Origin of the sequence: Haploplasma axanthum (genome assembly GCF_900660745.1) — a bacterium.
GTDB lineage: Bacteria > Bacillota_I > Bacilli_A > Acholeplasmatales > Acholeplasmataceae > Haploplasma > Haploplasma axanthum.
The window spans coordinates 142139-154476 of the sequence record NZ_LR215048.1 but is presented as its reverse complement, the minus strand read 5'-3'; the positions used below and the strand labels follow the sequence as shown (position 1 = coordinate 154476).

Here is a 12338-nt window from a genome sequence, read left to right as displayed (position 1 = left end):
ATAAGCCGGTTTTTTGTTATAAAATAAAAGAAAAAGGCGGATTGTAATGAATAAATATAAAGTAAGAGAAAATGATTGGAGAAACGGAATGATAGTCTATCAAGTTATTGTTGATAGATTTGCTCCAAGTAATAAAGATAAGAAAGATTTATATAATAAACCAAGAGTTTTTCATAGTTGGAATGAAGAACCTAAAAGAGGTGTATTTTTAGAAAAAGAAAAGTATTGGTCACATGAATTAGATTTTTGGGGTGGGGATTTAGAAAGTCTTATGAACAAAATGGATTATTTAAATGAATTAGGAATTGATTGTTTATATTTAAATCCTATTCAAGAATCAATGAGTAATCATAAGTATGATGCGACTAATTATATGGAAATATCTAAGGAATATGGAACGAAGAAAGATCTTAAGAGATTAATTGATTTATTGCATGAAAACAATAAAAAAATAGTTTTAGATGGTGTTTTTAATCATGTCGGAGTTAATTCACTTTATTATACTGAAGCAATTAAAGGAAATAATAAATATAAAGATTGGTTCTACTTTGATGATAAATATCCAAATAAAGTTCGTCTTTGGGCAGATGCGACTAGTCTACCAGAACTTAATTTAGAAAATGAAAAAGTTAGAGAATATATTTATAAGAATGATGATTCAGTTGTTAGATCATTTTTAAAATTGGGGATTGATGGTTGGAGATTAGATGTAGCTTTTGATATAGGCTATAAGTATTTAAAAGAATTAACAGATTATGCACATAAGGAAAAAGAAAAATCTTTAGTTGTTGGAGAGATTTGGAATTATCCACAAAAGTGGTTAAAAAGTATTGATGGAATAATCAACTTTACAACAAGAGAAATAATAATTAAAGGTGTTAAAAATGAAATAAAACCATTTATTGTTAATCAAATGCTTGATAAAATGATTGAAGATACTGGAATTGAAGAAGTTTTAAAATCATGGAATGTCTTAGATAATCATGATACTGCAAGGCTTAAACACATCCTTCCAAAAGTAGAAGATCAAAAACTAGCTCAAGTTCTTCAATTCACACTTCCAGGAGCAGTAAACCTTTACTATGGAACAGAACTAGGTATGGATGGTGGCGATGATCCGTTAAATCGTGCACCAATGAAGTGGGAGTTAGTAAATAGCGAGAATAAAGATTTGATTTGGAATAAGAAATTGATTGAAATTAGAAAGAATAATCGTGCATTGAAAATAGGAGATTATTTAAGTTTAATAAGTGAAAAGTTCATAACATTTATTAGACATACTGATGATGTTAATGATACTGTTTTAGTTGTTATAAATCCAAATGATGAAGAAATAAATGAGAACATTTTAGTAAGAGATTCAGATATTATGAATTATTCAAACTTTGAGATTTTATTAGGAGAAGCAAAACATTACAATATTAGTGGAGGAATGTTAAATATAACATTAAAAGCTAAAGGTTTTATTATTTTAAAGCCTTATACAAAAGCTAGACTTAGTTATACTCCATATAAAAGAATATAATAAAAGACTCTTTTTAGTGGTATAATATACCTAGATTGGAGTATGCATTATGGAATATCAAGAGATTATTAAAAGGCTAAATGAACTAAGAAAAATTGGAAAATTTGTTCCACATGATTCTATGATAAAGACAAAAGAACAAATCGAAGGCATTATTGAGGCATCAAGAATTAATACACTTGTACTTGATGAAGTTGAAAAAAATATAAAAGCCGGAATGACTACTTTAGAGATTGATAATATTGTTAAGAATAAAACTGTTGAACTTGGAGGAACATGTCCATGCTTTGGATTTGAAGGATTTCCGATGAATTGTTGCACATCAATTAATGATTTAGCGTGTCATGGAATTCCGGATTCTTCGGTTTATTTAGAAGATGGTGACATTATCAATGTTGACTGCACAACTGAATATAAAGGATATATTGGTGATGCTTCAAGAATGTTTTCAATTGGTGAGATAAGTGATGAAGCACATAGACTTATAGAAGTTACTAAATACGCATTAGATGAAAGTGTTAAAGCAATTATTCCTTGGAAATCAACACTTGATGATATTGGATATATAATTAATAAGATTGCTAAAAGAAATAAGTTTTCAGTTGTCCGAGAAATTGGTGGACATGGTGTAGGATTAGAACTTCATGAAGAACCTTTCGTTTCACATTATGGCAAAAAAGGTGAGGGAATGCTTATTGTCCCAGGAATGATTTTTACAATTGAACCATTAATATCTGCAGGCTCTAGAAAAGTATTTATTGATGAATCTGATGGATGGGGAATATATACAGTTGATGGTTCATTAACTGCCCAAGTAGAGTATACAATTTTAATTACTGAAGATGGTGCAAAGATACTATCAAGATAAGGAATAGATCATAATCTTATGATTTGTTCTTTTTTTTCTTGACTTAACGATTGTGTCAGTGTATTATATAAATAACACAGTGAGGTGATAATGTTGTGGACTTTTAATAATAATGAACCAATATATCTACAAATAGCAACAAAACTAAAACTACAAATAGTAAATAACGAATATAAATTAGGAGATAAACTTCCTTCTGTTAGAGAGTTAGCTTTAATTACAAAAACGAATCCTAATACGATTCAAAAAGCTCTACAAGAATTGGAAAATGAAGGAATTATCTATACTGAACGAACAAATGGTAAATTTATTAGTGATAATAAAGAATTAATTGAGAAGTTCAAGAAAGATTATGTCGAAAAATTACTAAAAGAGTTTTTGAGTACTATGAAAGAAATGAAGATTAATAAAAATGAAATTATAGAATTATTGAGAGGGATAGAAGATGAAGATACTAGAAATTAAAAAATTGAGTAAAAACTTTCATAATAAAGAAGTTTTGAATGATATAAACATTGAAATAGAAAGTGGAAAAATATATGGTTTACTTGGTGTAAATGCAAGTGGGAAGACAACATTGATTGGTCTTATTAACAATTTACTTATTCCAACTAGAGGAGAAATCTTATTTAATGGAGAAAGACTAGGAACAAAATCAAAAGAGCGAATTGCATACTTACCAGAGAATAGTTTATTTATGATGCGAGTTCTTGAGTCAGTTAAATGGCATCAGTATTTCTTTGAAGGATTTAAATTTGATAGAGCAATTGAACTTTTAGAAAAATATGAAATAAGTTTGAAAGATCGTGTAAGTACATTATCACGAGGAACATATGAAAAACTTATTTTAATATTGACTTTATGCAGAGATGCAGATATTTATGTTCTAGATGAACCATTATCAGGGGTAGATATTATAGCAAGAGAAGAACTAATTGATTTAATATTAGATAATTATAACCCTAATTCAGCGATGATAATATCAACACATATCATAAGCGAAGTTGAAAGATTATTTGATCATGTGATTATTATAAACAAAGGAAAAGTTCTTTTAGATGAAAATGCAGATGCATTAAGAGAAAAGCAAGATACTTCAATTGAAAATATATTTAAGGAAGTAATTCAACATGAAGAAGTTATTTAATTATTACATACAAAAATTTATAAGTAAAAAAGACTTTTATTGTGTTTTCATATTTTTGGTTGCATTTGTATTTGCGTTATTAAAGTCACCTGTTGCGATAGTCTTTGCAGCAATATTACTTTTGTGGATATTAGTAAGAATGTTAGGTGTAAATTTTAATATAAATAGTGAGACTTCTTGGCTTCCTTTTAGTAGAAAAATCATTTGCCTAAGTAAAACAGTTTTTGTGAATTTAACAATAATCATTTTTTATTCAATTAGCTTTAGTATTGTTTATTTATCAAATGATAGTTTTATTGCTAATCTTGGTGATAGACCAATATTAGAATACTTAATCGGTTTACTAGTTTGTATCTCAGCAGTTGGTTCATTAGATTTGTGTATAATGCTATTAACAAGATTGTCATTTAAAGGTGGTACAATATGTTTCTTCTATTTAATGCTTATAATTTTTAGTATTGCAATTCCGAAACTTCCTTTAGAATTAAGAGTAATTAGTATCTTTATAGTAACTAACTTATTAAGTTTTTATGCGTTAGTTAAAGGTGATATTGTGCAAAATATACAGACTGGTGGTAAATTTAATGATGCTAAATAAAGTTGCAAAATATTTTTTAAAAAAAACATGGAAAATTAACTTAATATTTACTATTGTTATATTAATAGTATCAATAGTTTACATATTGAGTGGAGCTAATATAAGTAGTAATATGTGGATGTTTATTTTGTTAGCCAGTGGTCAAGGAGCTGTTGCTGAGACAATTTTATTTGCAGATAAGTTTATATTTCAAATACCAACGGAGAAAGAAGATTTAATTAAAGGTGTTAGAAAGTATTTAATAATCAAAAACTTAATAATACTTGGAATTTTATTTTTCGTTGTTGTATTAAAAAATATTTTAAGTTTTGAAGCAAATCTTTGGGAAATTATTGTTCTTATAGGTGTTTCAATTATTGGATATATAGTTACTGTTATTAAAAACTCATATGCCACAAGTATTGAACTTATACCATACGATAAAGAATTGAATAAAACTAAAATTCCAACTAGCAAAGTAATTGATATAATAATCAATATAATGGCATTAGTAATGGTGGTTATTTTCTTTTTGGTTAAAAATGATGAAGGTAAAAACTACGAAGGAGTTTTAATGTTTAAATCAATTTGTATGGGGTTGTTTGTAGTATTAATGTTTATTAGTTTAGTAATTAAAAAGAAAGAATATAAATTGAAAATACAAAAGTATGAAGTAGTTTGATAATTATTTTGTTATCAATATGGTATTATAAGTCTATAGAATATTGAAAGAAGGGATAATAATGAAATTATTAGGGAATATTATTTGGATTATTTTTGGGGGGTTAGTTGCAGCAGTTGGCTGGTTTATTGTTGGACTTATATGTATGATTACAATTATAGGAATTCCACTAGGTAGACAATTTTTTAAATTAGCAGAGCTAATGATTACGCCATTTGGTAGTGACGTTAAATTAAACTTTGACGCTCATCCAATTATTAATATAATATGGGCTATTTTTATCGGATGGGGAATGGCCCTAGGATATGCAATGCTTGGGGTTGTTGCTTGTATAACAATTGTTGGAATTCCATTTGGATTACAATGGTTTAAACTTACAAAGTTGGCGTTAATTCCGTTTGGTGCAGAAGTAATTTAAGAGGATAATAAAAAATGAAGAAAATTAATGTTGCACTTATCGGTTACGGTATGGCAGGAAGAGAGTTTCACGCCCCACCAATTTCTTTGAATAAAGACTTTAATTTAAAGATGATTATGACTCGTAATAACAAGAATCAAGAAGATGCAAAAAAATTATATCCAAATATAGAGATTATTACTGAATATAATGATGCAGTAAATAATAAAGATATTGATTTAATCATAATAGCAACTTCAAATGATGTTCATTATGAGTATACAGAAAAGGCATTAAAAGCTAAGAAGCATGTTGTTTGTGAAAAACCATTTGTTGAAACATATGAAAAAGCAAAAAAACTTTATGATTTAGCAGATGAAAATGGTGTTTTATTAAGAGTTTTTCATAATCGAAAATATGATGGTGATATTATAACGCTAAAAGAAATATTAAACAAAAAAGATTTCGGAAGATTAGTATCATTTAATACAAGATTTGATCAATATAATCCTAGTGTTAGTAATAATTGGAGATTTAGCGAAACTGATATGGCAGGAATATTTTATGATTTAGCGCCTCATTTAGTTCATCATGCTGTTGATCTTTTTGGTCTTCCTAGAGCGGTTTACAATAAACTATATTTTGATAAAGATGGTTCAATCGTTGATGATCATTTTGAAATGATATTATCGTATGATAATGGATTTAAAGCCTTTATTGGTGCTGAAATGTTAGAACGCGAACCAAAACCAAGACTTATGGTAACGGGTACTAATTCTACTTATGTTAAATATGGATTTGATTCACCAGATAGTTTGAATGAAAAACCAAATGATATATATCAAACAAACGAATTAAGAAGTGAATTAATTAATAAAGACTTAAAGATTGAGAAGATTCCACTCTACAAGGGTCAACAATACATGTTTTATGATAAAGTAGCAAAAGATATCTTTATTAAACCAGTTGATGATATTGATAAAGAATTAGCATTAAATGTTATTCTTATAATGGAGATGGCATTGAAATCAAACAAGTTAAACAAAGATATAATAATTAAAAAATGAACTAGAAATTTTTAGTTCTTTTTTTAATAAAATATAAATATGTGAAAATATGTTATAATGGATTTAGGGTGAGAGTGTATGAAGAAAAAAATGAATTTAAAGGGAAAAAATGAAAAGAAGCAGTAAAGGTTTATTATTGGCTGTTTGGATTATATATCTAGTTTTAGGTATTTTATTTATACTTGGAAATAGAAAAGAGTATGATATTAATAGTTCTTTTTTCACCTTAACTATTTTATTTATATTTCCTTTTGGTATTTACTATGATCAAATTATTGATTACAGTAAGAAAATAAAAATTATATTTTGGGCTATTCAATTTCTTTTTTTTACTACGACAACAATACTAGTATATATTAAGGTTCAGTATGTTATTTTTGCTATTGTTACTAGTATTTTATTCTTGGTAACAAATATTTTATATTTATATATAGCTAAGAATATTTTTAAAGAAAAAAAAGAAGTATTATATTCGAAGAGATGGAATATTGAGATTAATACACGTAATCAAATAAGTATTATTGAATATTTAGATAAAAAGAGAATGTCTTTTTGGATTATATTTATTGAAGTTATTGTGTATATAATTCTGTCTAATTATCTTGTTAGAATAATCAATATAGATGAAAACTCATTAAAGTATTTATTAGTTATTATGATAACAGGAATAAATGCAGCTATTGTTTATTTTGATACTTTAAAATTAAAAATGAATAAGTTGATCATGATTAGACAAATTGCTTTAATAGTATTTGCAACAATAATGTTTGGTATTGGATATGTTAAAGAACCAAGAGTATCATTTAATTATTTTCAAATCTTAAGTTTAACACTATATATTGGATATTTAGTATTACCTCTTGATTTAGCAAAAGCAACAATCGAATTTTATGAAGCCTTTAATGATAAGAATCAATAATTTTTGATTCTTTTATTTTTACTTATAAATACAAGTTAAATAGTGTATAATAAAAATAAAGAATGGGGTTGTTAAAGTGTATTATGATTTAATTGTTAATCTTTATCATGAATATAAAATAAATGTTGACCTTAAAACTGATAAAGTAAGTATTAAGAGATTATTATCTCCAAACTCAGATGCATTAGTTGAATTCGTTTTGAAGAATTTTACAAAAGGATGGGCCGCTGAGGTTAAAGCTGCAATCTATAAAAATAATCCAACATGTTTTATTGCTGTTTCAGATAACGAAATAGTTGGATTTGCTTGTTATGATGCAACTGCAAAAGGTTATTTTGGACCAACAGGTGTAAATGAAAAGTTTAGAGGTTTAAATATTGGACAAGTATTGTTACAAAAATGTTTAACAGCAATGAAGAATGATGGTTATGGATATGCAATAATCGGTAGTGTAGGCGAAAAAGTTATATCTTTTTATAGCAAATATATTGAACTTACACCAGTAAGTAGTGTTAATAGTGTTTATACAAGGTTAATAAATAAATAAGGAAGCGATTGCTTCCTTTTTTTAAAAGTTATTTTGTTGAAGAAAATTTGTTAAAGCACCAATCATACCAGCATTATTTTTATGATGTGCAAGTAATATTTCGGTTTTATTGAATACATAGTTTGATACTTTTGGCTTTATATAACTGATTAATTCAGTTAAGAATTTTTCGCCGCGTGCTGTAATTCCACCACCAATAATGAGTTTTTCCGGATTAAACGAATAAATAATATTGGCAATTCCTGTACTTAAATTATCAAAAAAAGATTCAACAACAGGAATAATTAATGGATCGTTACTATCATAGAGTTTAAATACTTCAACTCCGTTTCTAATATTTGGATATACTTTTTGTGCAGATAGAACTAATGCTTTTGTAGAAGCGATTTGTTCATAGATAGCATTATTGATACGCATATTTCCCCATTCACCAGCGCTAAAGCCATTTCCATGAAATAGGTGACCATCTAAAACTATTGCCCCACCAATTCCTGTTCCAATTGTTATAGCAATCATACTTTTAGCATTAATACCACTTCCAAAAGATGATTCGCATAAAGCCATACAATTAACATCGTTTTCAACACTTACAGGAATATTAACAAATTTATTGATTTCATCTCTAATATTTATACCAATATAATCTGTTATTGCATTTGTTGCATCTAATACAATAGTTGTATTAGGATCAATGATTCCAGCAGAACTAATTGCTATGCCTGAAATATCATATTGTTCTTTTAGAGATAAATAAAAATTAACAATTTGACTAATAATGGCTTTTCCACCTTCTTTAGCCTTTGTTGGTTCTGATGAATTAAATAGAAAAGTACCATCTATACCAATAATTCCATATTTCAAATCTGTACCGCCGATATCACATGTTAAAATCTTTTTCATTTTTCCACACTCCTATTGATTATCAATTATAAAGCATACTATAAATAAAAACAAGTCGTATTGTAAATACAAGTTTTATAGTATAATATAAGTGATGTGTAATTGTAAAGGGGGAAATAAAATGCAACTACCTATATACCAAATAATTGAAAATGATATTAAAGAGCAAATTAAAAATCATAAAATTAAAAGCGGAGATCCAATTCCAAGTGAAAATCAACTTAAAGATATGTATAATGTATCACGAATGACAGTTAGACAAGCTTTAAACAATTTAGTGAATGATGGATATTTATATAAACATAAAGGGAAAGGAACATTTGTTTCTAAACGTAAGATTGAAAAAAATATTCACGGTGTTAGAAGTTTTACAGAAGAAATGAAAGCTATGGGACGTGTAGTTAAAAATGAAGTTATCAAGTTTGATGAAATTGAACCTACAAATGAAATAAGAGAAAAGCTATTTCTTAATGAGAATGAAAAAGTTATTCATATTGAAAGAGTTCGTTACGGTGATGATATTCCAGTCTTGCACGAGGAATTATATATACCACATGATATTTTCAAAGATTTAACAATTGAAGATATGTCTGAATCATTCTATCAATATGTTGAAGGAACAAAAGGTTATAAGATTAGCCATTGTGTTCAATCAATTGAGGCTAGAACACCGGATAAAAATATTTCAAATGCACTTAAGATTAGTAAAAATGATCCTGTTCTAAATATTGTAAGACATACCTTTTTAGGAAATGGAAGACCGTTTGAATATGTTATTTCTACTTATAGATCAGATCAATATCGATTTGTACAATATGCTGTAAAAGATTAGTGAAACGAGTAATCGTTTCTTTTTTTATTTTTCAAACATATCTATACAAGTTGTTTACATCTTAATTTCCTTATGATATAATCAAAAAAAAGCATAAGGAGCTAACTTAAATGAATAAAGATATTTTTCTAGGAAATATAAAAGACGAAAAGGCTAAAGATAAATCCCCAAATTGTTTTTTAGGTGCTTGGTATCATAAAGTTTTTTCATCAAGAGATAAGTGGTTGGGTATTGAAGGAACAATTACTCTACCGAAAGTAACAATTAAAAGATTTAAAGAACATAAAAACTTAGATACTCCTTCAATTTATATGGGAGGAATGGCAAAGTATGAATCTGATGTAGGTTTATCTTTCATGTGTGGTTATATAATTGAAAATGGAGAAAGAATAATTAGTCCGAATGGGATTGTTTTTAGACCATTTTGGAGATATATTACTGATGGTGAAACAGATACTGGAGCATATGATTTTCAAAATGAAAGATTTTATAGTGCAAGTAATTTAACACCGAATAAAAGTGTTAGTAATTGTTATGCACATTATTCTCCTGAATTTACAGAATTCTATTACTTGCCAGGTGATAAAATTAGAATTCAAGTTTTCTACCCTAAACAAGATTATATGCAATTAAAAATAACGGTAATTGAGAAATCAAAGTTTAAAGAATCAATTGAAATGAGAAAAATAAATAAATGGAAAGATCCAATAGATTTTGAAAGTCCAGTGTTTAGTTCCCCTGAAGATAATATAACTAATCAAAAATCATTTAAAAGAGTTAATGCTATAGATCAAAGTGGAAATGAAGGAAAGCCAACAATAAATACTAAAACAAAAGTTGAAGATGCGGATTGGGAGAGTGTTTATTTATATAGAAATATTGAAAATAAAGTTGTAAAAGTCCCTTTTAATAATCAAAGAGGAAGTATGATGAATTGTCCGGATATTAATGGATTTTCATACACCGAAATTGATGATAAAACTGGTGGATCTAAATTAAGTATTTTACCAGAAAGGGTCTTTGAATAATGAAAAAGATTTTGATGATGTTATTAATAACAACAACGTTAAGTTTAAGTGCTACAAATCTAAAGTATAATGAAACACGAAATGATGTTAAGGACTTAAGCGGAGTTACGTATAGTGATATTAGTGGTAATGTTACAAATGATGCAAATACAACAACAAATCAAGAAGTAAGACTATTTGAAAAGAATGAAGATATTGAAGTAGTTACATGGTCAAAATTTAGTAATGGAAAATATGTTAAGGCTGATACTTTAGAAATAGCTAATGATTTTGAAAGTAACAATAGCAATTATGAAGTTATAGCAGGTGTTAATGGTGATTACTTTTTAGCTGATCAAACAGTTAATGCTAATGTTATATATGGAAATCGAGTAATTAAACCTAATAATCATATAAAATATCAAGCATTAGAAATTGATATGAATGGAAATAAAGTTAAAAATCATGTGACAACAACTAGTAGTTCAAAGATATTAATTACTATCTTTGATAATAATGATTCTGCTTATTATTATGATCAAATAAAAGGTATTAACAATCCTGTTTTATATGATAATGAGACAACGGTTATATCAAATTCAATCAAATTATTAGATACAGAAATACAATATTATACATTAACAAACTCTAAAATTCACGTTATTGGTAGTCATTTATATGTTGAGGGTACGGCAACTTTGGGTTTTCAAAGTAGTGGCTATGTTATAGCTACAAAGAATAAAGAAATAATCAATATCATTGAAAATAAAAATATAATAGTCCAAAATGAAATCTCAAATGTTCAAAAAAATAATATGTTGATTGGGTATGATTCTTTGATAATGGAAAAAGGAATTATTAAAGAGTTTGAAGAAATAAAAGGGCAAAGTGAATCAAATAATAAAAGTAGACATCCAAGAACAGGATTTGGATACGATATTAATGGAAACATAAAACTAATTACTGTTGATGGTAGAAATCCAGGTGTTTCAAATGGTGTTAATTTGAGAGAGTTTGCTCAAATAATGAAATCTTATGGAATAGTAGAAGGTTATAATTTAGATGGTGGGGGTTCTACTCAAGCAGTGGCTAGAATAGACAATAAACTACAAATGGTAAATAATCCTTCAGATAATCCGTTTAGAAAGGTTGGAAATGCTTTGTTATTTGTTAAGAGAAAACATAATATAAAAGCGAATCTTACTAATGTTGATGGATTAATAAATATAACTGTTAATGGTGATACTTCAATAACGAAATTAAATATTTTAGTTAATGGTGTGGAAAAAGAATATAATTTTGGAGATAAAATTGAATTTTTATTACCGTTAAATAGAAAAAGTGTTGTAAGTGTTAATGTAGTGTACAACGATAATGGAATAACTAAAAAAGGTTTAATAAAAAATTATTATTTGGAATCAACTAAGATTGATATTCCTGATAAACCTGGAGTTAATGTAGAACATAAATATGTTAATAATAATTTAACTATAACATTAAACTATAAAGATCCTAATAAATTGATAAGTGATATTAGAGTTAAAATAGTTGGTTTAGATAAAGAGTTACCAGCTTTAATTCAAAGTGCAGAAAAGAGACAAACAACATTTGAAAATGTTGAGATTAGAAATGAAGATGAACTAATCATTATAGTTAAGTATAGTGATGGAACAATAAGTGAAAAGGAATATATAGTTATTATTAAAGAAAAAATAAGTAATAATAATATTTATGTATATATTTTGATTGTAATCTTTGCTATACTTGTAAGCGCATTACCATTTTTTTTAATCAAAAAAAGAAAACGATTACAATAATTTAATTTTCTTCTTGACTATACAACTTTTTTGAATTATAATCTACATGTATA

General features: G+C 26.9%; 14 protein-coding genes. 13 read left to right on the top strand and 1 reads right to left on the bottom strand.

The window, feature by feature from the left end:
* Positions 1–46: 46 nt before the first annotated feature.
* The 10 genes from EXC62_RS00820 to EXC62_RS00775 all read left to right on the top strand — a co-directional run bounded on the left by EXC62_RS00820 (position 47) and on the right by EXC62_RS00775 (position 7729).
* Positions 47–1525: an alpha-amylase family glycosyl hydrolase gene (locus EXC62_RS00820; protein ID WP_035375649.1), complete on the top strand. Its 1479-nt coding sequence runs from the start codon at positions 47–49 to the stop codon at positions 1523–1525.
* A gap of 49 nt (positions 1526–1574) precedes the next feature.
* Complete coding sequence (gene map / locus EXC62_RS00815; RefSeq protein WP_026390303.1) at positions 1575–2393, top strand: type I methionyl aminopeptidase; 819 nt, start codon at positions 1575–1577, stop codon at positions 2391–2393.
* Positions 2394–2483: 90 nt separating this feature from the next.
* On the top strand, positions 2484–2858 hold the full coding sequence (locus EXC62_RS00810; protein ID WP_026390304.1) for a GntR family transcriptional regulator: 375 nt from the start codon (positions 2484–2486) through the stop codon (positions 2856–2858).
* Positions 2839–3540, top strand: a complete 702-nt coding sequence (locus EXC62_RS00805; RefSeq protein ID WP_026390305.1) for an ABC transporter ATP-binding protein — start codon at positions 2839–2841, stop codon at positions 3538–3540. The genes EXC62_RS00810 and EXC62_RS00805 overlap by 20 nt, the downstream gene beginning before the upstream one ends.
* Positions 3524–4138 carry a hypothetical protein gene (locus tag EXC62_RS00800; protein WP_026390306.1) on the top strand — a complete coding sequence of 205 codons (615 nt, stop codon included), beginning with the start codon at positions 3524–3526 and terminating at the stop codon, positions 4136–4138. The genes EXC62_RS00805 and EXC62_RS00800 overlap by 17 nt, the downstream gene beginning before the upstream one ends.
* Complete coding sequence (locus EXC62_RS00795) at positions 4125–4799, top strand: hypothetical protein (RefSeq protein ID WP_162140153.1); 675 nt, start codon at positions 4125–4127, stop codon at positions 4797–4799. The genes EXC62_RS00800 and EXC62_RS00795 overlap by 14 nt, the downstream gene beginning before the upstream one ends.
* Before the next feature lie 61 nt (positions 4800–4860).
* The gene (locus EXC62_RS00790) at positions 4861–5217 is read left to right on the top strand and encodes a YccF domain-containing protein (RefSeq protein WP_026390308.1); all 357 of its coding nucleotides are present in this window, start codon (positions 4861–4863) and stop codon (positions 5215–5217) included.
* Between the two features lie 14 nt (positions 5218–5231).
* Positions 5232–6263 (top strand): Gfo/Idh/MocA family oxidoreductase, encoded by a 1032-nt coding sequence (locus tag EXC62_RS00785; protein WP_162140154.1) that lies wholly within the window; start codon positions 5232–5234, stop codon positions 6261–6263.
* A gap of 109 nt (positions 6264–6372) precedes the next feature.
* On the top strand, positions 6373–7182 hold the full coding sequence (locus EXC62_RS00780) for a hypothetical protein (RefSeq protein ID WP_026390310.1): 810 nt from the start codon (positions 6373–6375) through the stop codon (positions 7180–7182).
* Positions 7183–7258: 76 nt separating this feature from the next.
* Positions 7259–7729, top strand: coding sequence for a GNAT family N-acetyltransferase (locus EXC62_RS00775; RefSeq protein ID WP_035375650.1), 471 nt, complete (start codon positions 7259–7261; stop codon positions 7727–7729).
* 21 nt (positions 7730–7750) lie between these two features.
* Here the strand turns inward: EXC62_RS00775 and EXC62_RS00770 are convergent, their stop codons facing one another.
* Entirely contained in the window at positions 7751–8629 is an 879-nt protein-coding gene (locus EXC62_RS00770; protein ID WP_026390312.1) for an ROK family protein, read from the bottom strand.
* A gap of 121 nt (positions 8630–8750) precedes the next feature.
* On the opposite strand from EXC62_RS00770, the gene EXC62_RS00765 reads away from it, so the two are divergent.
* From EXC62_RS00765 to EXC62_RS00755, 3 genes are all read left to right on the top strand, one after another.
* The gene (locus tag EXC62_RS00765; RefSeq protein WP_035375651.1) at positions 8751–9461 is read left to right on the top strand and encodes a GntR family transcriptional regulator; all 711 of its coding nucleotides are present in this window, start codon (positions 8751–8753) and stop codon (positions 9459–9461) included.
* Between the two features lie 110 nt (positions 9462–9571).
* On the top strand, positions 9572–10489 hold the full coding sequence (locus EXC62_RS00760; RefSeq protein WP_026390314.1) for a hypothetical protein: 918 nt from the start codon (positions 9572–9574) through the stop codon (positions 10487–10489).
* The gene (locus EXC62_RS00755; RefSeq protein WP_026390315.1) at positions 10489–12285 is read left to right on the top strand and encodes a phosphodiester glycosidase family protein; all 1797 of its coding nucleotides are present in this window, start codon (positions 10489–10491) and stop codon (positions 12283–12285) included. The genes EXC62_RS00760 and EXC62_RS00755 overlap by 1 nt, the downstream gene beginning before the upstream one ends.
* Positions 12286–12338: the final 53 nt, after the last annotated feature.